Source organism: Aeromicrobium massiliense JC14, from assembly GCF_000312105.1.
In the GTDB taxonomy this organism is placed as follows: Bacteria; Actinomycetota; Actinomycetes; order Propionibacteriales; family Nocardioidaceae; genus Aeromicrobium; species Aeromicrobium massiliense.
This window is the reverse complement of the sequence record NZ_HE978636.1, coordinates 793,503-817,632: the sequence shown is the minus strand read 5'-3', so window position 1 is coordinate 817,632 and position 24,130 is coordinate 793,503. Positions and strand designations below refer to the sequence as shown.

Below are 24,130 nucleotides of genomic sequence, written 5' to 3'. Positions count from 1 at the left end.
ACGAACGCGACGCGAACACCCTGCGGGCGTCCGGCGCGTCGCCAGCGGCAGCCGATCCGCGCCGCTAGCCTCGCGGACGTGCCGACAGTCGTCGGGAGGACGTGCGACCGCGGGGGCGGTCCGGACCGGAGGACCCCCATGCAGCCCAGGACCCGCGTCATGCCGATGCCGACCGGCCTGTCGTACGACGAGATGAAGTCCGCGATCGGCGACGCGCTCGACGCTCGCGGCCACGTCTCGCGTCCGCTCCCGGCGTGCCCGCTCGAGCTCGAGGCCTGGCGGCGCGCCGCGCGGGCCGCCGCCCGCTCGCGCGGCCGCTCCGTGCGCACCGTCGTCGACGACGGCACCCTGCACGCCTGGCTCACCGACTGGCCGAGGGACGACCCCGAGCGCGCGCTGGGCGTGGCGCCCGAGGTCGGGCCGCTGCTCGAGCGGACCGAGACGGCGAAGGCCGGCTAGCTCAGCGCAACGCCTCCACCGCGTCGCGCGGCGACGGGGTGATCGGCACGAAGTCCTGCACGGTCACGATGCCGCCCGGCTCGAGGTTCACCGGCTGCAGGCCCACCGGCGCGCCGTCACGGAAGGTCACGATCGTCACCTGCGCGGCTCGGCGCAGCTTGCTGCCCAGCGCGAACGCGTAGACCGCGCCGCCGGTGGACGCGGTGGTGAGCGTGACCGTGCGACGTCCGTTCTCGCCCTCGACGACGTCCGGACCGACCTGGCGGTGCAGGTGGCCGGACAGCACGAGGTCGACACAGCCGGACGCGGCGAGCTGCTTGGCGGACGAGGCGCTGTGCACGAGCGCGACCGACACGTCGCCGTCCTCGCACGCGGTCTCGGTGAGTGCAGCGTCCTGCTCCTTGAGCGCGGCGCTGTTGTCGGCCGCGTCGCCCTCGTAGCCGGAGGTCAGGCCGGAGCTGCGCGGGTCGCTGGTGCCGATGAACCGGACGCCCTCGACGTCGACCGGCTCACCGTCGAGCACGGTGAAGCCGGCGTCGCGGTACCAGCGCTGGATGTTGCCGCCGGTGTCGTGGTTGCCGGCGATCGCGACGACCTCGAGGTCGCGCATCTCGCGGGCCAGGGAGTTGATGCTGAACTCCTCCCAGCTGCCGCCGACGGACGTGTCGTCGCCGAGGTCGAGCACCATGGACGCCTGGGCCCGGTCGGCGATCGCGCGCGCGACCTGGTCCATGCCGATGTTGTCGTGCCGGTCGGTGACGACGAGCGCGGTCGTCTCGCCCTCGGCCGGCGTGCGGACGACCGCCTCGGACGCTGTCTCGGCCAGGTCGCCGTAGAAGCTGACCGACTCGCGGTACGTGTTCAGCGCGCCCTGCACCAGGGCGCTGCTGCCCGACGCCGCGGCACCCTGGGCGATCTGCACGGTGTCGAGCACGGGATCGGTGCCGTCGAGCTCGGGGAAGACCTCGGTGATCGGCTGCCAGGCACGGTCGTCGGCCACGTCCGCGCCGTCGACGGGCAGGACGATCGCCACGACCGACCCGGCCACCAACGCCGTCACGACGACGCCGCCCACCACGGTGCGCCGCGACGGACGGTGGTGGCGCGCGCGCCGCGCGCCAGCGCGCAGCTCACGGCGGCGGTCCGGCCCGACCGCGCGCCACACCCCGAGCACGAGCAGGACGCTGAGCACCCCGGCGCCGGCACCCTTCGCGAGCGCGACCCACGCCATGTCCTGGACGGTGGAGGTCACCTTGCGGATCTCGCCGGCCGGCTGGCTGGCGATGACCGCGTCCTGGGCGGCGAGCTGCTCGAGCGACGTCACCTGGCTGTCGCCGAGGTCGATCTCGACGCCGATGCCGCCGGCACCCTCGACGGGCACGCGGACGGTCGGCAGCAGCGGACCGAAGTCGAGCGTGGCCCAGCCGTCGAACGTCGGACGCACCAGCGAGGAGTGGGCGCCGATGGAGACCTCGCGCTCGCTGTGCAGGAACGCGGTCAGGCCGACGCCGACCGTCACCACCAGGAAGAGGGCGAGGAGGGGCAGGGCCGCGACCACGCGACGCATCAGCGGACCCGCTTGAGCCAGCGGTCGCTCGTGCCGACCGTGGTCAGCAGCTGGGTGGCGCGCGTGAGGACGACGTACAGCGTCCGCCAGCCCGACGGCGACTCGTCGGTGATCTCGTCGGGCTCGAGCACGACGACGGCGTCGAACTCCAGGCCCTTCGTGTCGAGGCCGTCCAGGACGCGCACGCGGTCACCGTGCGGCGCGAGCGCGTCGGCCAGCTCGGCCCGCGCCTGCTCGCGCCGGGTCACGGCGGTGACGACCGCGATCGTGCCCTCGACCCGGGCCGCGAGCGCGTCGACCGCCTCGGCCACGGCCGTGAGCTCCTCGCCGGGCTCGACGAGGCGGTGCTGCGGCTCCTCGCCGGTCGAGCGGACCGCGCGGGCCAGGTCGGCGTCGGGGGCGGCCACCTTGGCGACCTCGGCGGCGAAGTCGTAGATCTCGGCGGAGTTGCGGTAGTTGGTCGACAACCGGAACTCGTGCAGCGGCAGCCGGGCCAGCGCCTCGGCCCGGGCCTGCGCCGCCTCCTCGCGGTGCGGCCACGACGACTGGGCCTGGTCGCCCACGATCGTCCAGCTGGCGTAGCGGCCGCGACGGCCGAGCATCCGCCACTGCATGGGCGAGAGGTCCTGGGCCTCGTCGACGAGCACGTGGGCGAACCCGTCGTCCTCGATGGACGCCGTGGAGCGCAGCTCGTTGCGGCGCTCGCGCTCGGCCCGCTCGAAGCTCATCAGCTCGCGCGGCCCGTCGTCGGACTCGTCGTCCTCGACCGGCACCTCGCCGAGCAGGTAGCGCAGCTCGTCGATGAGCGGGACGTCCTCGATCGACGGCTCGCCGTGCTGCTCCCACGACGCCTTCATGGCCCCGACCTCGGCGCGCGAGTAGGTGCGCGAGGCGAGCGGCTCGATGACCTGGGGCAGGGTGCGCCAGAGCTGGACGGCCTCCAGCGGCGGCCACCAGTCCTCGACGAACTCACGGAAGGCGGCCGACCCGGTGATCTCGTCGACGAAGCCCTCCTTGCCCTTCTCGAGCGCGCGCTCGCCGCGCACCTGGCGCCACAGGGCGTCCACGAGCGCGCCGGGCACCTTCGCGTAGGCCTGGTTGCGGCGCAGGTTGCTCATCAGCTGGCGGCGGATGTTGCGCAGCTGCCGCTGGTCGAGCCGCAGGACGTCATCCTTGTAGAAGAAGCGGAACGACTCCGGCTCGCCCGGCTGGCTCCAGGTGACCAGGCGCGAGAGCAGCGACGCCATGCGCTCGGAGCCCTTCGCCGCGGCGGCGGCCGGCTCGTCGTGGCGGTCGGTGCGGATGCCGTCGACGACCTCGCCGAGGGCGCGCAGCGTCACGGCGGTCTCGCCGAGGCTGGGCAGGACCCGCTCGATGTAGCTCATGAACACGCCGGACGGACCGACGACGAGCACGCCGCCGGACTCGAAGCGGCGCCGGTCGTTGTAGAGCAGGAACGCGGCGCGGTGCAGGGCCACGACGGTCTTGCCGGTGCCGGGGCCGCCGCCGATGATCGTCGCACCGCGGGCGGGCGCGCGGATCGCCTCGTCCTGCTCCTTCTGGATGGTCGCGACGACCGAGTGCATCTTGGCGTCGCGGGCGCGGCTCAGGCTGGCCAGCAGCGCGCCCTCGCCGACGACGACCATGTCGTCGGGCGCGTGCTCGGCGTCCAGCAGGTCGTCCTCGACACCGACGACGGTCTTGCCCGACGAGCGCAGCACACGGCGGCGGATCACGCCCTTCGGCTCGTTGGCCGTCGCCTGGTAGAACAGCGCGGCCGCGGGGGCACGCCAGTCGACGAGCAGGATCTCGCGCTCGGCGTCGCGCACCCCGATGCGTCCGATGTAGCGGGCGTGGCCGTCGGTGAGGTCGAGCCGGCCGAAGACGAGCCCGTCGTGGGCGGCGTTGAGGGCGGCGAGCCGCTTCGAGGCCTGGAAGACCATCGCGTCACGCTCGACGAGGCCGCCCTCGTTGCCGACGTGCCCGCGGGCGTAGCCCTCCTTGACCAGCGAGGTGGCGACCTTGGCCGACTCGTCGAGCCGGTCGTACACCGTGTCGACGTACGCCTGCTCGTGGGCGATCTCGGCCTGCGCCTGGTCGTGCGTGGCGGTCACTGAGCTCCTCAGAAGGGGGTCGAACGGGAACTCCCCAGTCTAGGCACTGCGCACCAGCGCCGCGGCGGTGCCCGGACGCCGGACGGGCGAGGTCAGATCCGGTCGTTCGACTCACGGCGGGCGAACAACCACTCATGCCCTTGGGGCAGGAGGAGCGGCTCACTCGCAGCGAGCTCGACAGACCGGATGCTCACCTGGACACCATCAAGAAAGTCCGCCATCACCAGGGTCTCGATCTCATCGATGATGTCGACGTTCTCCTCATCAGCCGTCTCCAGGAAGAAGCGCGCCTCGAGCGATGGGTGCACAGCCGAGAACGAGACCGCCCTGAGCTCGGGCGTCACCAATCCCACCATCCAACGCTGGATCGACAGGATCGCCTCGGTGCGGAACGCCGTAGGACCTGGGTTGTCATCGGCTCTGGATGCCGAGCGTGAACCCATGACCGACCGAAGCGCAGCTCTCATGGGGCCGTCCTGTCCCTGACGGCCGCCTCGTCGGGCGAGAACTCCGCAGCACGCCGGTGCGCCGCCCGAGGAATCCCGCTACGACTCGCGGGACAGGCCAATCGGGGGTCGGCCATTGCTGGACGTCCTGCCCCGCGGACTCTCAGGCCGACCTGCCGGACTCGTAGACCAGCTGCTGCTGCTCCTCCAGACCGTGCAGGAGGTCGGCGATGCTCTGTGCCGACGCGGCTTCCACGTCCACGGCCAACAGACTGGGCGACGACCACTCGACCTGCGCTCCGCGCGACTCCAGTGCTTCGACCGTGGCATCCCGGAAGCGGTACTGCGTCCGCTCGAAGAAGGCACGGAACACGTAGCGGCCAGAAGTTCTCAGGACCCGTTCCAGGACGTACTGCCGTCCCCCTCGCGCGACGGTCTTGACCGTGTCGCCGAGCGCCACGTCGTACAGGAAGAACGGGATGCAGCAGACCTCGAACTCATCGTCGCTCACCTTCCGGGTCCACAGCTGCTCGAACCGGCCGGGCTCAGGGAGGGGCGCGTTGATGATGAAGTCCGCGCGGTCGCGCCACAGGGGACTGTCATGGGCCGAGAACTTCTCGATCATGCTCACGGACGCCACCAAGCGGGCGGCCGCTGCGCGCCGGACTCGGACGAGGTCATCTCGGGCTCGCGGCTAGCGGACCTTGGCCGTGCCGCGGCTCGTGACCTTGACGGTCGTGTAGCCCTTGGACCGCACGCGCACCATCACGCTTACGCGCTGTCCGCGGTGGACGGCCCGGGGCTTGAACGTGGATCGGGTCGCTCCCGCGACGGACTTCCCGCCGACCAGCCACTGGTACGACAGCTGCACCGGTCCAGGCCCGTACGCGCCGGGCCGCACCCGGAGCGTCCGCCCGACCTTCGCCGTGCCCTTCACCGTCGGCCGGACACGCACCGCGATGGTGCCGGGGGCGACCTTCGGCGCCCGGCGGTCCCAGTTCGTGCGACGCTCCGGCTCGTAGCCCGGCGCGGACGCCCAGACCTCGATCATGACCTGCTTGCCCGCGTCCTGGGGTCGCAGCACGTACGTCGCGCCGGTGGCACCGGGCACGCGACGACCGTCGACCTTCCACTGGATGCTCGGCGGCTTCGGCGTCCTGGTCACCAGGCCCGTCACCGCCCGCAGGGTCGAGCCCACCTTCAGCGTTCCAACGGTGCGCGGCCCGTCGGCCCAGGCCAGCCACCGCTTGCCGATGTGCGTCGTGTTCTCGGTGTGGACCGTGACCGGCGCGTACGGCGCGAGGCTGGCCGTCACCGTGGCGCTCAGCAGGTGGTCCTCCATGCCGGTGGCCGGCACGAAAGTTCGTCCAGTGGCGCCGGCGACCGGCGTGCCGTCGAGCAGCCACTGGTAGGTGAAGGTCAGGCCGGCGTGACTCCACGCGCCGGTCTGGATCTCGGACTTCTCGCCGACCCGGATGTCGCCCTCCACCCGTGGCGGGAGGTGGTTCTCGATCGCGTCGGCCGCGACGGCGGTCGAGGGCGTGGCGGACAGGACGGCCGCACCCAGCACCAGGGCGACCAGCAGGCGGACGAGCGTCCGCGCGGGTCGCAACCCGCGGGCGGCCGGCGTCATCGGACGGCCCGGGTACGGGCGGACAGGACGACGCGGGGCGCGTACGCGGAGGCGGACAGGCTCACCTGGACGCTGATGCGCCGCTTCCGCTGGGCCTTCGTCAACCGCACCGTGGACTTCGTGGCGCCCTTGATCGCCTTCCCGTTCGCCAGCCACTGGTACCGGACGCGCACGCCGCTCGGCGCGGCGACGGCCACGCGGGCGCGCAGCGTGCGTCCGACCTTCGGCGAGCCGGAGACGGTGGGCGCCGACCGCAGGGCGATCGTGCCGACCTTCACCACCGTGGTCGCCGGGACCCGGTACTCGTTGGTGCTGTAGCCCGGAGCCGAGACGCGGACCCGCAGTCGCAGGCGCTTGCCGCGGAGCTCGGGCCGAAGCCTCACCGTCGGGCCGGTCTCGGGGACGCGGACCGAGCCCGCCGTCCACTGGTACGTCACCGTGGCGTTCGACGGGGTGGGCCGCCCGAGCACCGCGCGCAGCGTCTGGCCGACCTGCGTGGTGCCGACGACCCGCGGCGCGGCGCTCAGGGTCGCCAGCGCAGCCGCCACGACGGTCTCCTCGGTGAACACCACCACCGGCTCGCGGTGGCTGCCACTCGCGGTGACCGATGCCCGGAGACGGTGACCGCGGTGCTTGGCCTGCAGCGGGAACGTCGCCCGCGTGGCACCCGCAACGGGCGCGCCGTCGAGGTACCACTGGTAGGCGATGCCGAGCGAGGCGTAGTTCCAGCGACCGCTCGAGACCGTCGCCGTGCCGTGCACGTGGACCGACTGCAGCGACGGGCGCTCAAGGTTCTCGATCGGCGCCGGCAGCATCTCCATGGTCACCGGCGCGAGCTCGCGGGCGGCGTCGACCTGGACCGACGGGACCACGACCGGGATCCGGCCGAACGCGGTGTAGCTCACCCGGTAGGTGCCCACGGCGACCGTGGCCTCGAAGCGTCCGGAGGCGTCGCTGCTGGTCGTCACCGGACGACCGAGCCCGCCGCCCGGCTTCACCGCACGGAGCTCGACACCGGCGAACGGCAGCGGCACCTCGCCGGCGCCGGCGCGGACGACCAGGCCCGTGACCTTCACCGGGGCGCTCAGCGTGATGGTCGGCAGGACGGCGTCGCCGTCCACCGCGACGTCGCGCTCCACGGTGCCGAACCCGGGCGCCGCGTAGACCAGCGTGTACGAGCCCGGGTCGAGGTCGAGCTCGTAGGAGCCGTCTTCCCCGACCCAGACTGCGCCGAGGTCGTCCTCGCCGGATCGGACGTCGACGGAGGCGTCGGCCTCCCAGGGGTCCGAGCCGTCGGCCAGCACGACGGTGCCGGTGAGGAGGCCGGGGACCGCAGCCACGGCCGTGGCCGGGAGGGCGAGCGTGGCGGCGGCCACGACGAGCGCGACGAGCAGTCGCACGGCGTGTGACGGGGTCAGGGCAGGCACGAGTGGGGTCCTTGCTTCGTGGTTAGGTGCGGGCTCAGCGCGCGACGCGCTTGGCGGCGGTCGTGATCGAGCGCGTGGTGTAGCCGGTCGCCGACACGGTCACCCGCACGCTGACCTTCCGGCCGCGGTGGGCGGACGTCGGGCGGAAGGACGACGTGGTCGCCCCGCTGACCCGCCGGCCGGCGACGAACCACTGGTAGCGGAGCCGCACCTTGCCCGGCGTGTAGCTGCCCGAACGCACGGTCAGGGTCGAGCCGACCCTGGCCTTGCCCGTGACGGACGGCTGCGTGCGGACACCGATCGTGCCGATGCCCACCGCGGCGCTCGGCTTCGAGATCGCCTTCGCGTACCGGAAGCCGGTCCGCGTGCCGTAGACCTCGACCGTCACTCGGCGGCCGAGGTGCTTGGCCTCGGGGACGAACGTCGACTTGTTCTTGCCGTACTGGATCCGGCCGTCGACCCGCCACGTGTAGCTGAGCCACTCGGCGGCCGGCGACACCGCACCGCCGCCGACGCGCAGCGCCTGGCCGACCCGCGGGCTCCCGACGACGACGGGCGTCGCCGCGACGAGCTGACCCATGTCGACGAGGACCTCGTCGGAGATGGCCCAGGCGGCGGACTGACCCGGGGCGGTGGCCTTGACGCCGACCGAGAGACGACGCTCGACCCAGCTGCCCGGCACGGTGATCGTGCGCGAGGTGACGCCCTTCAACGGCTGCCCATCGAGCAGCCACTGGTAGCTCAGCGTGATCCCGTCGCGGCTCCAGGTGCCCGGCGTGGGGGTGAGCCTCTGGCCGGCGACCACCTGGGTGGGGATCGTCGGGGCGACGAGGTTCTCCAGCGGCGCGTCCGGGCGGGTCAGGGCGACGGGCTCCAGCACGCGATCGCCGGTGACGACGACGTCGGCCAGTGTCGCCGTGGCGTGGCCGTCCGCACTGACCTGCAGCCGGTACGTGCCGGCACCGAGGAGCAGCGTGTAGGTGCCGGACGCGCCGACCCATGCGCCCGTCTCACGGACGTAGGTGCCGTCGGCCTGCTTGCGCAGCGCCACGACGCGCGCGCCGGCGCTGACCGGGTTCGTGCCGGCGGCCAGCACCACGCGTCCCGTGACGCGCGCCAGCTTCGCGAGGGTGACGAGCGGGACGACGGTGTCGCCCGAGACGGTGAGTGCACGCTCCACGGTGTCGAAGCCGTCGGCGTAGTAGGCGAGCGTGTAGTCGCCGTCGGGGACGGCGAAGGCGAACGACCCGTTCGCCTCCACCTGCGCGCCGGCCACGATCTCGTCGCGCTGCACGGCGACCACGTAGGCGTCGACCGACACGGGGGACACACCGCCGGCGAGGGACACGGTGCCGGACACCACGGGCAGCGGGGTCAGGACGACCGGCTCCAGGACCCGGTCCCCGGTCACGGTCACGTCGACGAGCTTCTGCGAGTAGCCGTACGCGTCGTACTCGAGCCGGAAGGTCCCCTCGGGGGCGGGCAGCACGAAGGAACCGTCCGCCTCCACCCAGGCGTAGTCCAAGTGGTCCCACGACCCGTCCGCCTGCTGCTCCATGAGCGCGACGGTCGTCTCGGCGTCGGCGTGAGAGCCGCCGTCGCTGAGCGACACGGTGCCGGTCAGGCGCGGAAGACGCGTCAGGGTCAGCGGGGCGAGCGTCTGGTCGGCGGACGTCACGACGACGTCCTGCACCACGACGGTCGAGTAGCCGTACGCCTGCACCGACACCCGGTAGGTGCCCGGCGCGAGCGGCAGCGTGAACGAGCCGTCGGCCCGGATGCCGCGCAGGTCGTGCTCCTCGTCCCAGGCACCACCGGCGAGTCGGCGGTCGACGACGACCATGCCGTCGACGTCCGCGAAGGAGGCGCCGTCGGAGAGCGTGGCCGATCCGGTCACGCGCGGCAGGCGCGCCAGCACCACCGGGTCGACCGTCCGGTCGGTCGAGGTGACGACGACGTCCACGGTGCGCGACGCGTAGCCGTCGGCCCAGTACTGAAAACGGTACGTGCCGGCCGCGAGGGTGGTCTCGAAGCTGCCGTCGCTCTCGACGTCGGCCCAGTCGACGGTGTCCCAGTAGCCGTCGATGCGCTGCTGGACGTCGACGGACCCCTCCACCTGGTCGAACGACTGTCCGTCGTCCAGCTGGACGGTGCCGGTCACGGACGGGGTGCGGGTCGCGCTGTACGTGATGGTCCGGTCGCGGTCCATCACCAGGTAGTACTCACGGGCCGGCACGCCGCGCCCGGCGACGTAGACGTCGTACTCGCCGCGGGGGAGGTCCAGCTGGAAACGGCCGTCGCTGCCGACCGTCGTGCGGGACTCGAGCTCGGTGTCCTCGTCCTCCGTCCAGGCCTGGACGCGAGCGCCGGTCGCCGGGGTCCCGTCCTTGAACGTCACGGTTCCCGAGAGCCGGTACAGGCGGGCCAGCTCGACCGGGTCGAGGGTGCGCGCAGCCGTCACGATGACGTCCTCGACCTTGCGGGTGTCGTAGCGATCGAGCGCGTAGGTGATCGTGTAGGTGCCGGTGCCGAGCTCGAGCGCGTAGGCGCCGGTGGCGTCGGTGGACGTGCTGGCGGTCGTGCCCTCGGTGCCCGCCTTCGGCGCGGCCGAGACGGTCACGGCCGCGGCCGCCGCGCCGTCGGACAGCGTGACGGTTCCGGTCACCAGCGACAGCGGCGACGGGACCTGCGGGTCGTCGGCGACGGCCGTCCCGGAGACGGCGACGAGGCCGCCGAGCGCGAGCACCAGGCTCAGCACGAGGCGGACGAGAGAAGGACGAGCAGGAGCCACGGTCGGCCCTTTCGGTCGAGCACGACCGGAAGGTCCGTGCGCCGCCCCCCGCGGGCGGTCGACAAACGGTACGTAGTTCGAACGACCTCGCGGGGCCGAACGGCGGACCGCGGGACCTTTGTCCTGTGCAACCAGCTCCAGTGGGTCAGCGGACGGGCGGGTCCGCCCTCATGAACACGTCGACCGGGTCCTCGTGCTCCAGGACGAAGCCGTGCCGCTCGTAGAGGCGCCGCGCCGCACTGCCCTGCAGGACGTTGAGCCGGAACGGACGGTCGTCGTCACCGCCCGACCCGAGGAGGTCGGTGAGCACCGAGCGGCCGATGCCACGCCCCTGGTGGGCGGGGTGCAGGTAGAAGTGCTCGATCCAGCGGGCGTCCGGCTCCGGACGGACCGTCACGAGACCGACGTCCTGCCCGTCGACGACGATCACCCGCGTGTGCTCCGGGACGAACCCGGCCAGGAACCGCTGCCGCACCCGTGCGGGATCGAACCGGCCCAGCCGCGCCAGGTCGGGCTTCAGCACGACCGCGCGCAGCTCCACCATCCAGGACGCGTCCTCCGGCCGGCTCGGCCGGAACGCCCACTCCGTCTGCACGCCGACCAGTGGAGCACGCGGGTGCCCGCGGCCGTCGCCCGGGCTGGCCCTACTTCTTGCGCGAGAGGAACGCCTGCATGGCCTCGCGGGCCTCGTCGCTGCCGAACAGGCGCGCGGACTGCGCCGCGACGTCCTCGCCGAGGGCGTCGAGGCGGGCCACGAGGTCGCGGTTCACCAGCTGCTTGGTCTCGCGCAGGCCCTGGGGCGAGCCCTTCGCCATGTCGGCGAGGACGTCGCCGACCGCCTGGTCGAGCGCCTCGTCGTCGACGACGCGCGTGACCAGGCCGATCTCGGCTGCCTCGGCGGCCGAGAACTGGCGCGCGGTGAGGAACAGGTCGGACGCGGCCCGGGGCGTGAGCCGCGGCAGCAGGCTGAGCGAGATGACCGACGGCGCAAGGCCGAGCCGCACCTCGGTGAGCTGGAACGTCACCGACGACGCGGCCACCACGACGTCCGCGGCCCCGACGATGCCCAGTCCGCCAGCGCGGACGGGCCCGGCCAGCGCGACGACGACCGGCTTGGCCGACGTCGCGATCGCACGCTGCAGATCCACCAGCGTGCGGGCACCGGTCTCCATGCCGCCCGACGACGCCTCGGACAGGTCCGCGCCCGAGCAGAACACCCGGTGCGCCGACCGGACGAGCACCGCGCGGACGTCCGCGTCCGCCTCGGCCGCCGCCAGCCGCTCCCCCAGCTCACGGACGAGCTGGGCGGAGAGCGCGTTGCGGTTGTGCTCGCTGTCGAGGGTGATGGTGGCGACGCCGTCCGCCACGTCCAGGTGCACCAGGGCCATGCTGACCAACTTTCTGTACCGACGAGGTGACCATAGGCCGGCGAAGCCGGCAGCCGGCCCGGGACGAGCCCTGCGAGGCCCGGAGGGAGCGCGAGGAACGAGCGCGGGCCGGCTAGTAGCTCTTGGGCAGGCCCAGCGAGAACTGGGCGACGAAGTTGAGGATCATCTCGCGGCTCACCGGCGCGATGCGCGACAGGCGCGACCCGGCCAGCATCTGCACCAGACCGTACTCGTGGGCCAGGCCGTTTCCGCCGAGCGTCTGGATGGCGCGGTCGACCGCGGCGCACACGACCTCGCCGGCCGCGTACTTGGCCATGTTGGCCGCCTCGCCCGCCGCCATGTGGTCGCCCGCCGCGTACAGCGCCGCCGCCTTCTGGGTCATGAGCCGCGCCATCTCGATCTCGATGTGCGTCTGCGCCAGCGGGTGCGCGACGGCCTGGTGGGCCCCGATCGGCGCCTTCCAGACCTGGCGCTCCTTCGCGTACGCCGTGGCCTTCTCGAGCGCGAGCCGCGCGGTGCCGGTGGCGAACGACGAGGCCATGATCCGCTCGGGGTTGAGCCCGGCGAACAGCTGCTCCAGGCCGGCGTCCTCGCTGCCGATGAGCGCGTCCTTGGGCACGAGCACGTCGTCGAAGAACAGCGTGAACTGCTTCTCCGGGCTGGTGATGCCCATGTCGATCTCGTTGTACGTGAAGCCCTCGGCGTCCGTGGGGACGAGGAACAGCGCGGGCTTCAGCTTGCCCGTGCGCGCGTCCTCGAGCCGCGCCACCACGAGCACGGCGTCCGCCTCGTCGACGCCGGAGATGTAGGTCTTGGTGCCCTTGAGCCGCCAGCCGTCCTCGGTGCGGTAGCCGGTGGTGACGATGTTGTGCGAGTTGCTGCCGGCGTCCGGCTCGGTGATCGAGAACGCGTACGTGCTCGTGCCGTCGGCCAGGCCGGGCAGCCAGCGCTGCTTCTGTTCCTCGGTGCCGTACTGGGCGATGATCGTGCCGACGATGGCCGGCGAGACGACCATGAGCAGCAGCGGGCAGCCGGCCGCGGCCAGCTCCTCGCACACCGCGGCCAGGTCGCCGATCTCGCCGCCGCCTCCGCCGTACTCCTCGGGCACGGCCACGCCGAGGTAGCCGAGCTTGCCCGCCTCGGCCCACAGCTCGGTGGTCTTGCGACCCTCCTTGAACGCCGTGTCGAAGTACTCCTGGCCGTACTTGCGGCCCAGGTCGGCCACGGCCTTGCGGAGCGCGAGACGCTCCTCGCTCTCGGTGAACGCGGTGGTCATGACTGGTCTTCCTCCTCGACGACGGCCAGCACGGCGCCGGACTCGACCTGCGAGCCGGCGCTGACGTGGACCTCGGTGACGACGCCGTCCGCGGGCGCGGCGACGGTGTGCTGCATCTTCATGGCCTCGAGCACCAGGACGGTCTGGCCCCGCTCGACCCGGTCGCCCGCGGCGACCGCGACCGACACGACGGCCGCGGGCATCGGCGCCAGCAGCGACCCGGCGGCGACGACCTCGGACGGGTCGACGAACCGCGGGACGACCTCGAGCGAGAGCGCACCCTCCGGGCCGGCCACGTCGACGGACGTCTCCCCAACCGTGACGGCGTAGGACGTCCGGACGCCGTCGCGCTCGAGCACCACGCGGGTCGGCGAGACCTCGACCACGGTGGCCAGGTCGCTGGCCAGGCGCCCGCCGCGGCTCTCGTAGGTCACCTCGAGCGGCTCGTCCGAGCCGGGCACGAGGTAGCGGCGCGAGCGCGGCTGCGACGGCACGTTGCGGTACGCGGCTGGGACGCGTCCGAGCACGCGGGCGGACGCCCGGGACGCCTCGGCCTGGGCGAGCGCGGCCGCGAGGGCCGGCAGCACCGGCGCCTCGGCCGGCTTCGTCCAGGCCTCGAGCCGCTCGTCCAGCAGGGACGTGTGCAGGCGCGCGGCCGCGAAGTCGTCGTCGGCCAGGATCGCGCGCAGCAGCGCAGTGTTCGTCTCCACGCCGTGCACCCGCGACCGGCGCAGCGCACCGTCGAGCATCCGAAGCGCGGACGCCCGGTCGGGCCCGTGGGCGATGACCTTGGCCAGCATCGCGTCGTAGTGGACGCCGACCTCGCTGCCCGCCTCGACGCCGGAGTCGACCCGCAGCCCGTGGCCGGCCGGGTTCACGAACGCGACGCCCTCGACGTCGAACGCGCGCAGCGTGCCGGTCTGCGGACGCCAGTCGTCGGCCGGGTCCTCGGCGTAGAGGCGCACCTCGACGGCGTGGCCGGACGGGGCCGGCGGCTCCCCCTCCAAGGGGCGCCCCTCGGCCACCGCGAGCTGCAGCGCGACCAGGTCGAGGCCGGTGACCGCCTCGGTGACCGGGTGCTCGACCTGCAGGCGGGTGTTCATCTCCAGGAAGAAGACCCGGTCGCCGTCGACCAGGAACTCGACGGTGCCGGCGCCGACGTAGCCGGTGGCGCCGACCGCCTTGCGGGCCGCGTCGTGCAGCGTCGCGCGGGCGACGTCCGACAGCGCGGGCGCGGGCGCTTCCTCGACGACCTTCTGGTGGCGGCGCTGGATCGAGCAGTCGCGGTCGCCGACCACCCAGCAGGTGCCGTGCACGTCGGCCATGACCTGCACCTCGACGTGGCGCGCGGTGGCCAGGTACGGCTCGACGAAGACGGTGTCGTCGCCGAACGCGGAGGCCGCCTCGGCCCCGGCCCTGGCCAGCTCGGCCTCGAGGTCGCGCGGGTCGTCGACGACGCGCATGCCGCGACCGCCACCGCCGGCGGACGCCTTGACCAGCAGCGGGAAGTCGTCCGCCGTGGCCGTGGCCGGGTCGACGTCGAGCACCGGGACGCCGGCGGCGGCCATGAGCTCCTTGGCCCGGATCTTCGAGCCCATCGCCTCGATCGTCTCCGGGCGCGGGCCGATCCAGGTCAGCCCCGCGTCCACGACGTCCTGGGCGAACTGCGCGTTCTCGGACAGGAAGCCGTAGCCGGGGTGGATCGCGTCCGCCCCGGCCGCCCTCGCCGCCGCGATCACCAGGTCGCCGCGCAGGTACGTCTCGCCGGGCGCCGAGCCGGGCAGACGCACGGCGCGGTCGGCCTCGCGGACGAACGGGGCGCCCGCGTCGGCGTCGGAGTGGACGGCGACGGTCTCGACCCCCAGGTCGCGGCAGGTGCGGAAGACGCGCCGGGCGATCTCGCCCCGGTTCGCCACGAGAACGCTCTTGATGTGCGTGCGCTCGCTCACAGGCGGAACACCCCGAATCCCTCGGCGCCCTCGACGGGGCGGGTGGTGATGGCCGACAGGCAGATGCCCAGGATCGTGCGCGTGTCGCGCGGGTCGATGACCCCGTCGTCGTAGCCCATGCCGGACGTGAAGAACGCCAGCGACTGCTCCTCGATCATCTGCTCGATGAACGCGCGGGTCTGGGCGTCCTTCTCCTCGTCGAACGGGACGCCCTTGGACTCGGCCGCCTGCCGGGCGACGATCGAGATGACGCCGGCGAGCTGCGCCGGGCCCATCACCGCCGACTTCGCGTTCGGCCAGCTGAACATGAAGCGCGGGTCGTAGGCGCGTCCGCTCATGCCGTAGTGGCCGGCCCCGTAGGAGGCGCCGATGACGACGCTGAGGTGCGGCACCTTGGAGTTGGAGACCGCGTTGATCATCTGCGCGCCGTGCTTGATGATGCCGCCCTGCTCGTACTGCGCGCCGACCATGTAGCCGGTCGTGTTGTGCAGGAACAGCAGCGGCGTGTCGACCTGGTTGGCCAGCTGGATGAACTGCGCGGCCTTCTGCGCCTCCTGGCTGAACAGCACGCCCTGCGCGTTGGCCAGGATGCCGATCGGGTGGCCGTGCAGCTGGGCGAAGCCGGTGACCAGGCTCGTGCCGTAGAGCGGCTTGAACTCGTCGAAGTCGCTGCCGTCTACCAGGTGCGCGATCACCTCGCGCGGGTCGAACGGCTGCTTCAGGTCGGTCGGGACCAGGTCGAGCAGTGCCTCGGGGTCGCGGCGCGGCTGGGCGTAGTCGGGGCGCGGGGCGGGGCCGGCCTTGCGCCAGTTGAGCCGGCGGACGATCTGGCGTCCGAGCCGGATGGCGTCGTGCTCGTCGACGGCCAGGTAGTCGGCCAGGCCGGACGTCCGCGCGTGCATCTCGGCGCCGCCCAGCGACTCGTCGTCGGACTCCTCGCCGGTGGCCATCTTCACCAGCGGCGGACCGCCGAGGAAGACCTTCGCGCCGTCCTTGACCATGACGACGTAGTCGCTCATGCCCGGCACGTACGCGCCGCCGGCGGTGGCGTTGCCGAACACGAGCGCGACGGTGGGGACGCCCGCGGCGCTGGACCGGGTGATGTCGCGGAAGCTCGCGCCGCCGGGGATGAAGATGTCCTTCTGGGTCGGCAGGTCGGCGCCGCCGGACTCGACCAGGTTGATCGTCGGCAGGCCGTTCTCCGTGGCGATCTGTGCCGCCCGGCGGCTCTTGCGCAGCGAGCTCGGGTTGGTCGAGCCGCCCTTCACCGTCGGGTCGTTGGCGACGATCATGCACTCGACGCCCTCGACGACGCCGATGCCGGTGACGACGGAGCCGCCCACCGGGAAGTCGGTGCCCCAGCCGGCCAGCGCGCCCAGCTCCAGGAACGGGGCGTCCTCGTCCAGCAGCAGCTCGATGCGCTCGCGCGCGGTCAGCTTGCCGCGGGCGCGGTGCCGCGCGACGTAGCGCTCACCGCCTCCGGCGACCGCCTTGGCCTGCTCCTCGTGCAGGGCGGCGATGCGCTCGAGCATCGCCGCGCGGTTGCCCGGCTCCACCGCGGTCTCGGTCGTCATCTCAGTACCCCAGCAGCTTCGCCGAGAGGTCCTTCATGACCTCGGTCGCGCCACCGCCGATGCCCAGGATGCGGGCGTCGCGGTAGTGCCGGTCGATCTCGCTGTCACGCATGTAGCCGGCGCCGCCGTGGATCTGCACCGCCTGGCTGACCACCCACTCGCACGCCTCGACGGCGACGTTCTTGGCCGTGGACGCCACCAGCGACATCTGCAGGTCGTCCTTCTCGCCGCTGACCTGGGCCTCGACGGCCTGGCGGGTGACGGCGCGCGCGGCCTCGACCTTCTGGTGCATCTCGACCAGCCGGTGACGGATCGCCTGGCGCTTGATGAGCGGACGTCCGAAGGTCTCGCGGGTGCGGGCGTAGTCGACGGCCAGGTCGAGCGCGCGCTGCGCGGTGGCGTAACCCTGCGTGGCCAGGCTCAGCCGCTCGACGACGAACTGCTGCATGACGTAGACGAAGCCGGCGTTCTCCTCGCCGACCAGCTTGCTCTGCGGCACCCGGACGCCGCTGAACGCGAGCTCGGCGGTGTCGGAGCAGTGCCAGCCCATCTTGGCCAGCGGGCCGGAGACGTCGAAGCCGTCCAGACCCTTGTCGATGACGACGAGGCTGATGCCGCCCCAGCCGTCGTCGCCGGTGCGCACCGCGGTCGTGACGAAGTCCGACCGGACGCCGGACGTGATGAAGGTCTTGGCGCCGTCGACGACGTAGTCGGTGCCGTCCTTGCGGGCCCGGGTGCGCAGGTTGGCCACGTCCGAGCCGCCGTCGGGCTCGGTGACGCCGAGCGAGCCGATCTTCTCGCCGGCCAGGGTCGGGCGGACGTACTCGTCGATCAGGTCCGGGCTGCCGTTGGCGACGATGTGCGGCAGCGCGATGCCGTGCGTGAACAGCGCCGCGACCAGGCCGCTGGAGCCGCCGGACTGGATGATCGTCTCGGTGACGATGGTCGTGTCGACCAGGTCACCGCCGCTGCCGCCGACCGCCTCGGGGAAGCCGATGCCCATGAGGCCGGCCTTGGCCGCCTTCAGGTGCAGGTCGCGCGGCAGCCGTCCCTCGTCCTCCCACTGGCGCAGGTTCGGGACGATCTCCTTGGTCGTGAAGTCGCGCACCATGTCGCGCAGCGCCGCCCGCTCGGGCGTGGTCCAGGGGTTCATCGTTCTCCTTCGACGAGCAGGTGGGCCGGCACGGCGGCGACGCGGGCGCGCAGCCACTCGCCCAGGCCCTTGGCCTGGGGGTCGAGCCGGGTGGACGCGGCGACGCCGTCGCCGAGCAGTCTGGGCAGGACGACGTTGACCGCGCGAGGGCCGGGCAGCGGCTGGACGACGACGTCCAGGCCGTCCGCCTCGGGCAGCAGGGCGCGGACGCGGTCAGGGGTCAGCCACGCCACGAGCCAGGCGTAGGCCTCGTCCCGACGGGGGTGGTCGGCCGGGACCCAGACGCCGACGTTCGCGTCGCCGCCCTTGTCGCCCGAGCGAGCGTGCAGCAGGCGCCCGAGCGGGACGTCCGTGGTCTCGTCCGCCGCTCCGCTCCTTGAGCCTGTCGAAAGGAGCCCTTCGGACGTCCCTTCGACATGCTCAGGGACCGGGACGGTCCGGGCGGGCGGGTCGATCTCGACCGTCTCGCCGCTGGCCAGCACGACGCGGTGCGGCACCTCGTCCTGCGGCACGTACGCGGCCCGGTAGACGCCGAACGGGGCGCCCTTCGCCGGCGGCGCGGTGACCGCGAACCCCGGGTAGGAGGCGAGCGCGAGCTCGACCACCGCGGAGCTGAACGCGCGGCCGACCGGGTCGGGGCTCGGGTCCTTGACCGTGCAGCGCAGCCGCGACGTGGCCGCGGCCTGGGTCAGCGGGTCCCCGTCGGCGGCGCGCTCGAGGTGCCACTCGACGAGCTGCGGGCGGGGGTCGAGCGCGGCCTCGACCTGGGTGCGGACCCAGTCGACCTTGGCGTCGACGTCCAAGCCGGTGACCAGCAGCTCGACGCCGTTGCGGAAGCCGCCGAGCTCGTTGAGGCAGACCTTCGCGTCCGGCGGCGGCACCGACCCGCGCGCCCCCGAGACGCGCACGCGGTCGGTGTCCTCCTGCTCGACGGTCAGGCCGCCGAGGTCGGTGACGACGTCCGGGCCGGCGTAGAGCGGGCCCTGGATCTCGTAGACGAGCTGCGCCGTGACGGTGTCGACGGTGACCGCGCCTCCGGTGCCCGCGTGCTTGGTGATGACGCACGAGCCGTCCGCGGCCACCTCGGCCAGCGGGAAGCCGAGCGGACGCGCGACGTCCAGCGCGGTGAAGCCGCTGAAGTTTCCGCCGGTGGCCTGCGTGCCGCACTCGATGACGTGCCCGGCGACGACGGCGCCGGCCAGCGCGTCCAGGTCGTCGCGACCCCAGCCGTGGTGGGCGATCGCGGGGCCGACGACGACGGAGGCGTCGGTGACGCGTCCGGTGACCACGACGTCCGCGCCGCGACGCAGCGCCTCGGCGATACCGAACCCGCCGAGGTAGGCGTTGGCGGTCAGCACACCGGGGAAGCCGAGCTCGGCGGCGCGGGGCAGCAGGTCGTCGCCCTCGACGTGGGCGATCGTGACGTCCAGGCCCTGCTCGGCGGCGATGGCCCGCAGCGCGTCCGCGAGGCCCGCCGGGTTGAGCCCGCCGGCGTTGCTGACGACGCGGACGCCGCGCTCCTTCGCCAGCGCCATCGTGTCGCGCATCTGCGCCACGAAGGTCTTGGCGTAGCCCAGCGCCGGGTCCTTCATCCGGTCGCGGCCGAGGATGAGCATCGTCAGCTCGGCCAGCCAGTCGCCGGTCAGGTAGTCCAGGTCGCCGCCCTCGAGCATCTCGCGGGCGGCCGACAGCCGGTCGCCGTAGAAGCCCGAGGCGTTGCCGATGCGGACGGGCGCCCTCGTCATGCGCGTCCCCGCGGCTTCGGGTCGTTGCCGGGCTGCCCGGCGAACGCCTGGACGATGGTCAGCCACTGCTCCGCCTCGGCGCCCTCGGCGCGCACCTTCACGTCGTCGACGTGCCGGCGCCGGGTGGCGAGCAGGGCGAAGTCGTACGCGTCGCCGGTGACCCGCTGCGTGGCCCACGCCGGACCCCACGTCCAGGTCTCGCCCGACGGGCCGCGCAGCTCGAGCCGCACCTCCTGCTCGGGCAGCGGCAGGCCGCGGACCCCGTGCGCGAAGGCGCGCGTCCGGAAGCCGAGGTGGACGACGTGCCGGACGCTGTCGCGCCGCGGGTACGGACGGCCCAGCGCCTCGGCCACGTCGTGCGCGTGGGCCCACGTCTCCATGAAGCGCGCCGTCGCCATCGAGGCCGGGCTCATCGGCGGGCCGAACCACGGCACCTTCGTCCCGTCGGGGACGCCGCGCAGCGCGGAGGCGAGCATGCCCCGGCCCTGGCGCCAGCGCTGGAGCAGGTCGGCCGGCTCGAGCGCCGCCAGCCGCTCGGCCTCGCGGTCGACGAAGCCGTCGCCCTCGGCCGCCGCGGTGCGCAACGACCGGCCGAACGCGTCGGGGTCGATGATCGCATCGAGCGAGGCGAGGTCGGTCCAGTACAGGTGCGCCACCTGGTGGGCGACGGTCCAGCCCTCCGGCGTCGTGACCGTGGCCCAGCCGGCCGCGTCCAGCTCGGCGACCCATCCGTCGAGCAGCGCGCTCTCCTCGGCCAGGTCCTTCAGCACGCCGTCCAACGTCGCCTTCATGCCGGCACCTCCGTGGGAAGAGCACGGTACGAAGGCCCCGCCATGAGGACCTCGATGATCGCTCGCTGGCGCTCGCTCACTGCTTCCGCTCCAGCCGTGCGTCGAGGGTGTCGGCCCAGGCGTCGAGGATGACCGCCCGCCGCTTGGAGTCGTCGTTGAGCGTCTCGGCCAGGCCCAGCCCGCGGAGCAGGTCCATCGTGGCCTGCACGTGCGCCCGGTTGTCGCCGACCGCGTCGTCGACGCCGAGCAGCTGGCAGGCGTAGGCGTGGGTCTCGCGGCCGATGTGGCGCTCCAGCGGCGCGACGGATGCCCGCAGCTCGTCGTCGGTGCGCGCGGCGACCCACAGCTCGAGCGCGGCGGTGAACACCGGCGAGGTGAAGTGCTCGCTCAGGATCTCGAGCACGGCGCGCGTGCGGCCCTGGGTGGGCAGGTCGTCCGCCGCGCGGGTCATCTCGTCACGGCGACGGTCGGTCAGGTGCTCGACCGAGGCCAGGACGAGGTCGAGCTTGGCCGGGAAGTGGTGCAGCTGGGCACCGCGCGAGACGCCCGCGCGGCGGGACACGACGGTGGTGGTCGTGCGGGCCCAGCCCAGCTCAGCCAGGCACTCGATGGTCGCCTCCATGAGCCGCTCGCGCATGGCCCGGCTGCGCTCGGCCTGCGGCGTGCGCACGCGGGCGGTCGATGTGGTCACGCTCACACCGTGGCAGAGCGAGCAACAAACAGTCAACCCTGCTTTTAAGTTCTGGATCAGGCGGAGGACATCCCCCGGTTCCGTCAGGGCGTGGTCGAACCGCTCGTCGGGGCCATCGGCCCGGCCTACGCGGCCGGCGCCACCGCACGGCCGCAAGATTCTCGGGTCGACGTCCTGCAGGCGCGCGGCACTGACGATTCCTCAGTCGAGCCAGCGGATAGCTCAGTTCGAGCGCAGGAAGGGCGTCTTCTGTGCGGACTGGACCTTCTTGCCCGACAACGGGTCTCCGGCACTCAGCAGCTCTCCCCCTCGGTAGGAGAACCGGACGGCCGTCGTGGCCATCCGAAGCTTCGAGGGACTGCCCAGGCACGATCGCCTGATCGTGGCGGTCACGGAGCCGTTCTCGCCTCGGCGAGCGCGGAGCTTCGCCGTGCAGGCTTCCCGTCCCGTGCTTCCGCGCACGACCGTCGCGCGGGCGTGCTCCGTCGTGGCCCGGAGGGTGAAGGCGGCCTTCTTGCGCCCAGGCACGTAGAACTCGGTGAGGACGATCGTGTTCGACTTCAGCCGAGCGAACCGCAGCGTGACGCTGATCGTCTTCTTGCCGTGCTTGAACCGTCCGCTGGTGATGTCGATGCCCGAAGCGCGGCTTTCGATGGCATTCATCCGCCGGAAGTCGTCGCCGTCCTCGTCGTACACCGAGCCGACCAGGACGTCCGCTCTCTTGTCCCGGATGGTGGACTGGTCAGCGTCAGCAACCGCGGTCGCGCCGAGAACCAGAACACCGGCTAGCCCTGCTGTCGCCACGCTCGACACCTTGCGCATGGTTCTCCTTGCCGCTCAGACGGCAATCGCGCAGGCCACCGCGGCGGCTGCAGCGAGGCTGATGGTTCGCGCTGTACGCGAATGTAGGGTCGTCATGCTTGGTCCGCTCGTTCCCGGCCGCTAATTGGTCGGTTGAGAGTCGCAGATCCGAGACACTCCGCGCAGGAAATCGTTCCAACTGGCCACCTCGGCCGTTCCTAGTGAACCGGACGAGCTGCGAATGATGGGTGCACGGCCGGAAGCCGCGTCCTGGCGTCACACGGTCACGCCTGATGACCCGCAGGGTTGCAGGCTGAAGCACGAAGAGCGCGATTTCACATCCCGTCCATGTCCACGCCACGTGCGTCATCCCCGACCGTACGGGCGGGACCGGCGGCGCGCCTCAGCGCGGGCGGGCGCCGGGGCCGGGCTCGAGCCGGGTCTCGCGAGCGTCCTCGACCACGTGGCCGTCGGCGCACACCAGGCGGGCCCGCGCGGGTGCGCCGCAGTCGTGCCGGACGACGGCCGGCGCGCCGGCGTCGTCACCGAGGTGGCGGTCACCCCAGTCGAGGAAGGCGACCAGCACCGGGACGAGCTCAAGGCCGGCGTCGGTCAGGCGGTACTCCGCGCGCGGACGCTGCCCCTCCTCGCGGTACTCGACCCGCTCCAGCACGCCGGCGTCCACGAGGGCGGCGAGGCGGCGGCGCAGGACGTCGCGCGAGACCCCGAGGTGGTCGGCCAGGGCGTCGAAACGACGCACTCCGTTCAGCACGTCGCGGACCACGAGGATGCTCCAGCGGTCGCCGAGCAGGCCCGTGGCGCGGGCGATGGAGCAGGTGCCGGAGTCGAGCTCGGCGAACGTCGCGGTCATGGTCGCTCCTGGCTGGGTACGGATGACGTACCCAGATGCTACCGTCCCGGCATGAGCGAGAAGAGCAGGACGATCACCTGGACCGACCCGCGCCCGCAGGCGGCGGCCGCGCGCACGATGAGCGGCGTCGACTACCTCCGCGCGATCCTCAAGGGCGAGCTGCCCGGCGCCCCGATCGCGGCCCACCTGGACATGGGCTTCGTCTCGGTCGAGCCGGGCGACGTCGTGTTCACGGCCGTCCCGGACGAGTCGCACTACAACCCGATCGGCTCGGTGCACGGCGGCTTCTACGCGACCCTGCTCGACTCGGTGTGCGGCTGCGCGGTGCACTCGACGCTGCCGGCCGGTCAGGCCTACACGTCGCTGGAGATCAAGGTCAGCTTCCTGCGCCCGATCACGGTCGACACCGGCACGGTCACGGCCCACGGCTGGGTGACCAAGCCCGGCTCGCGCGCGGCGTTCGCCGAGGGCGACATCCGCGACGCCGACGGACGCCTGCTCGCCACGGCCTCCAGCGCCTGCGCCGTCTTCCCGGTCTAGGACCCGAGCCGCGACACGGTGACCCGGCCCGCGACCCGCACGGCGACGACGGCCACCAGCCCGCAGCCGAGCATCACGGCGAGCGCGAAGAAGACGCCACCGGCTGCGGACTCGAGGCGTCCGCTCAGCACCGCAAGGGCGACGGTGACGGCGAGTCCGAGGCCCAGCGCCACGTCGCGCCGGCGGTCGTGCTCGTCCTCGTGCACCACCCGGCCACGGTCGTCGACCAGCAGCCGACGCCGGACGAGGCGAGTGGACTCGTCGGCGTCCACCCAGTGGTGGGTCCCGCAGGGCGCGGGCGGTAGTCCACGGCGCTGACGCGGTCGGCGCGCCGGCGAGCGACCATCCGCCGGATCCTTCGCGTCCTCGCTCAACGCCTCGAGCGCGCGGAACGCTCCGAGGGCGACGACGGGCATGAGCACGACGTACGCCGCGTAGAGCGCCGGCACCGTCCCGACCAGCAGCAGGACCGGACGCCATCCGGCTGCCGCGTGCGACCCGGCCCAGAACATCCCGGCGGCCAGGGCCGCCCCGAGCGGGGCCTGCACCCAGTAGCCAAGGCCGAGAGGGAGCCGCTCGTCGCGGTCACGCGACACGGCGCTTCTCCGCGTCGCGCGCGTCCTGGTCGAGACGGGACTCGGCGAGCGCCAGGACGACTGCGCCGAGTGCGGCGGACAGCAGGCCGAGCGCGAGGCCGCCCCAGCCGAGCAGGTCGTCCGCCCGGCGCGAGCTGGTGCCCTCCTCGTCGACCCGATAGCCGGTGGCCGCCAGGTCCAAGGCACCCCACAACAGCACGCCGGCCCCGAACGCCACCAGCGCCGTGCCGATCACCAGGAGCCGCGTCCCTCGTCGTGTCATGCGCCGAAGCGTCCCACGTCATCGCCCGCCGAACGGGGGACGGGCCAGACTGGGGG

22 protein-coding genes are annotated in these 24,130 nt (G+C 72.9%); 2 read left to right on the top strand and 20 right to left on the bottom strand.

What is annotated here, in order from left to right; genetic code table 11:
* Positions 1 to 159 precede the first annotated feature (159 nt).
* Positions 160 to 459 (top strand): hypothetical protein, encoded by a 300-nt coding sequence (locus HGAM_RS04180; protein WP_019144220.1) that lies wholly within the window; start codon positions 160 to 162, stop codon positions 457 to 459.
* Between the two features lies 1 nt (position 460).
* On the opposite strand, the gene HGAM_RS04175 is transcribed toward HGAM_RS04180, so the two are convergent.
* From HGAM_RS04175 to HGAM_RS04090, 18 genes are all read right to left on the bottom strand, one after another.
* A complete protein-coding gene (locus HGAM_RS04175; protein ID WP_019144219.1) occupies positions 461 to 2,026 on the bottom strand; it encodes a metallophosphoesterase family protein in 1,566 nt (521 codons plus the stop codon).
* Positions 2,026 to 4,140: a HelD family protein gene (locus HGAM_RS04170; RefSeq protein WP_019144218.1), complete on the bottom strand. Its 2,115-nt coding sequence runs from the start codon at positions 4,138 to 4,140 to the stop codon at positions 2,026 to 2,028. Before HGAM_RS04170 ends, HGAM_RS04175 begins: the two co-directional genes overlap by 1 nt.
* A gap of 92 nt (positions 4,141 to 4,232) precedes the next feature.
* The gene (locus HGAM_RS04165) at positions 4,233 to 4,607 is read right to left on the bottom strand and encodes a MafI2 family immunity protein (protein WP_019144217.1); all 375 of its coding nucleotides are present in this window, start codon (positions 4,605 to 4,607) and stop codon (positions 4,233 to 4,235) included.
* A gap of 142 nt (positions 4,608 to 4,749) precedes the next feature.
* Positions 4,750 to 5,211, bottom strand: a complete 462-nt coding sequence (locus HGAM_RS04160) for a DUF4265 domain-containing protein (protein ID WP_245532109.1) — start codon at positions 5,209 to 5,211, stop codon at positions 4,750 to 4,752.
* Between the two features lie 69 nt (positions 5,212 to 5,280).
* Positions 5,281 to 6,219 carry a hypothetical protein gene (locus HGAM_RS04155; RefSeq protein ID WP_019144215.1) on the bottom strand — a complete coding sequence of 313 codons (939 nt, stop codon included), beginning with the start codon at positions 6,217 to 6,219 and terminating at the stop codon, positions 5,281 to 5,283.
* Positions 6,216 to 7,646 (bottom strand): carboxypeptidase regulatory-like domain-containing protein, encoded by a 1,431-nt coding sequence (locus HGAM_RS04150; RefSeq protein ID WP_147543530.1) that lies wholly within the window; start codon positions 7,644 to 7,646, stop codon positions 6,216 to 6,218. Before HGAM_RS04150 ends, HGAM_RS04155 begins: the two co-directional genes overlap by 4 nt.
* A gap of 34 nt (positions 7,647 to 7,680) precedes the next feature.
* Positions 7,681 to 10,437: a carboxypeptidase regulatory-like domain-containing protein gene (locus tag HGAM_RS04145; protein ID WP_081591794.1), complete on the bottom strand. Its 2,757-nt coding sequence runs from the start codon at positions 10,435 to 10,437 to the stop codon at positions 7,681 to 7,683.
* Between the two features lie 145 nt (positions 10,438 to 10,582).
* On the bottom strand, positions 10,583 to 11,032 hold the full coding sequence (locus HGAM_RS04140) for a GNAT family N-acetyltransferase (RefSeq protein WP_019144212.1): 450 nt from the start codon (positions 11,030 to 11,032) through the stop codon (positions 10,583 to 10,585).
* 49 nt (positions 11,033 to 11,081) lie between these two features.
* The gene (locus HGAM_RS04135) at positions 11,082 to 11,825 is read right to left on the bottom strand and encodes an enoyl-CoA hydratase-related protein (protein ID WP_019144211.1); all 744 of its coding nucleotides are present in this window, start codon (positions 11,823 to 11,825) and stop codon (positions 11,082 to 11,084) included.
* A gap of 112 nt (positions 11,826 to 11,937) precedes the next feature.
* A complete protein-coding gene (locus HGAM_RS04130) occupies positions 11,938 to 13,101 on the bottom strand; it encodes an acyl-CoA dehydrogenase family protein (protein WP_019144210.1) in 1,164 nt (387 codons plus the stop codon).
* Complete coding sequence (locus HGAM_RS04125) at positions 13,098 to 15,050, bottom strand: acetyl/propionyl/methylcrotonyl-CoA carboxylase subunit alpha (RefSeq protein ID WP_019144209.1); 1,953 nt, start codon at positions 15,048 to 15,050, stop codon at positions 13,098 to 13,100. The genes HGAM_RS04130 and HGAM_RS04125 overlap by 4 nt, the downstream gene beginning before the upstream one ends.
* Positions 15,047 to 16,624 (bottom strand): acyl-CoA carboxylase subunit beta, encoded by a 1,578-nt coding sequence (locus HGAM_RS04120; protein WP_019144208.1) that lies wholly within the window; start codon positions 16,622 to 16,624, stop codon positions 15,047 to 15,049. The genes HGAM_RS04125 and HGAM_RS04120 overlap by 4 nt, the downstream gene beginning before the upstream one ends.
* Before the next feature lies 1 nt (position 16,625).
* Positions 16,626 to 17,777: an acyl-CoA dehydrogenase family protein gene (locus HGAM_RS04115; RefSeq protein WP_019144207.1), complete on the bottom strand. Its 1,152-nt coding sequence runs from the start codon at positions 17,775 to 17,777 to the stop codon at positions 16,626 to 16,628.
* A complete protein-coding gene (locus tag HGAM_RS04110) occupies positions 17,774 to 19,522 on the bottom strand; it encodes an acyclic terpene utilization AtuA family protein (protein ID WP_019144206.1) in 1,749 nt (582 codons plus the stop codon). Before HGAM_RS04110 ends, HGAM_RS04115 begins: the two co-directional genes overlap by 4 nt.
* Positions 19,519 to 20,313 carry a TIGR03084 family metal-binding protein gene (locus HGAM_RS04105; protein WP_019144205.1) on the bottom strand — a complete coding sequence of 265 codons (795 nt, stop codon included), beginning with the start codon at positions 20,311 to 20,313 and terminating at the stop codon, positions 19,519 to 19,521. The genes HGAM_RS04110 and HGAM_RS04105 overlap by 4 nt, the downstream gene beginning before the upstream one ends.
* Positions 20,314 to 20,389: 76 nt before the next feature.
* Positions 20,390 to 21,004 (bottom strand): TetR/AcrR family transcriptional regulator, encoded by a 615-nt coding sequence (locus HGAM_RS04100; RefSeq protein ID WP_019144204.1) that lies wholly within the window; start codon positions 21,002 to 21,004, stop codon positions 20,390 to 20,392.
* 222 nt (positions 21,005 to 21,226) lie between these two features.
* Positions 21,227 to 21,826 carry a hypothetical protein gene (locus HGAM_RS04095; protein WP_019144203.1) on the bottom strand — a complete coding sequence of 200 codons (600 nt, stop codon included), beginning with the start codon at positions 21,824 to 21,826 and terminating at the stop codon, positions 21,227 to 21,229.
* A 382-nt stretch (positions 21,827 to 22,208) separates the two neighbouring features.
* The gene (locus tag HGAM_RS04090) at positions 22,209 to 22,676 is read right to left on the bottom strand and encodes a winged helix-turn-helix transcriptional regulator (protein WP_019144202.1); all 468 of its coding nucleotides are present in this window, start codon (positions 22,674 to 22,676) and stop codon (positions 22,209 to 22,211) included.
* Between the two features lie 51 nt (positions 22,677 to 22,727).
* Between HGAM_RS04090 and HGAM_RS04085 the strand changes: the two genes are divergently transcribed.
* A complete protein-coding gene (locus tag HGAM_RS04085; RefSeq protein ID WP_019144201.1) occupies positions 22,728 to 23,216 on the top strand; it encodes a PaaI family thioesterase in 489 nt (162 codons plus the stop codon).
* Here the strand turns inward: HGAM_RS04085 and HGAM_RS04080 are convergent.
* Together HGAM_RS04080 and HGAM_RS04075 are read right to left on the bottom strand one after the other, a co-directional pair.
* Complete coding sequence (locus tag HGAM_RS04080; protein ID WP_019144200.1) at positions 23,213 to 23,812, bottom strand: hypothetical protein; 600 nt, start codon at positions 23,810 to 23,812, stop codon at positions 23,213 to 23,215. The two genes, HGAM_RS04085 and HGAM_RS04080, sit on opposite strands and share 4 nt — an antisense overlap.
* Positions 23,802 to 24,074 (bottom strand): hypothetical protein, encoded by a 273-nt coding sequence (locus HGAM_RS04075; RefSeq protein ID WP_147543528.1) that lies wholly within the window; start codon positions 24,072 to 24,074, stop codon positions 23,802 to 23,804. The genes HGAM_RS04080 and HGAM_RS04075 overlap by 11 nt, the downstream gene beginning before the upstream one ends.
* Positions 24,075 to 24,130 lie beyond the last annotated feature (56 nt).

Bases quoted from the DNA above. Each gene is read 5' to 3' on its own strand.
- HGAM_RS04180 (WP_019144220.1), top strand. From the start codon at position 160: ATGCCGATGCCGACCGGCCTGTCGTACGACGAGATGAAGTCCGCGATC.
- HGAM_RS04175 (WP_019144219.1), bottom strand. From the start codon at position 2,026: ATGCGTCGCGTGGTCGCGGCCCTGCCCCTCCTCGCCCTCTTCCTGGTG.
- HGAM_RS04165 (WP_019144217.1), bottom strand. From the start codon at position 4,607: ATGAGAGCTGCGCTTCGGTCGGTCATGGGTTCACGCTCGGCATCCAGA.
- HGAM_RS04160 (WP_245532109.1), bottom strand. From the start codon at position 5,211: ATGATCGAGAAGTTCTCGGCCCATGACAGTCCCCTGTGGCGCGACCGC.
- HGAM_RS04155 (WP_019144215.1), bottom strand. From the start codon at position 6,219: ATGACGCCGGCCGCCCGCGGGTTGCGACCCGCGCGGACGCTCGTCCGC.
- HGAM_RS04135 (WP_019144211.1), bottom strand. From the start codon at position 11,825: ATGGCCCTGGTGCACCTGGACGTGGCGGACGGCGTCGCCACCATCACC.
- HGAM_RS04130 (WP_019144210.1), bottom strand. From the start codon at position 13,101: ATGACCACCGCGTTCACCGAGAGCGAGGAGCGTCTCGCGCTCCGCAAG.
- HGAM_RS04120 (WP_019144208.1), bottom strand. From the start codon at position 16,624: ATGACGACCGAGACCGCGGTGGAGCCGGGCAACCGCGCGGCGATGCTC.
- HGAM_RS04115 (WP_019144207.1), bottom strand. From the start codon at position 17,777: ATGAACCCCTGGACCACGCCCGAGCGGGCGGCGCTGCGCGACATGGTG.
- HGAM_RS04110 (WP_019144206.1), bottom strand. From the start codon at position 19,522: ATGACGAGGGCGCCCGTCCGCATCGGCAACGCCTCGGGCTTCTACGGC.
- HGAM_RS04105 (WP_019144205.1), bottom strand. From the start codon at position 20,313: ATGAAGGCGACGTTGGACGGCGTGCTGAAGGACCTGGCCGAGGAGAGC.
- HGAM_RS04095 (WP_019144203.1), bottom strand. From the start codon at position 21,826: ATGCGCAAGGTGTCGAGCGTGGCGACAGCAGGGCTAGCCGGTGTTCTG.
- HGAM_RS04090 (WP_019144202.1), bottom strand. From the start codon at position 22,676: ATGACCGCGACGTTCGCCGAGCTCGACTCCGGCACCTGCTCCATCGCC.
- HGAM_RS04085 (WP_019144201.1), top strand. From the start codon at position 22,728: ATGAGCGAGAAGAGCAGGACGATCACCTGGACCGACCCGCGCCCGCAG.
- HGAM_RS04075 (WP_147543528.1), bottom strand. From the start codon at position 24,074: ATGACACGACGAGGGACGCGGCTCCTGGTGATCGGCACGGCGCTGGTG.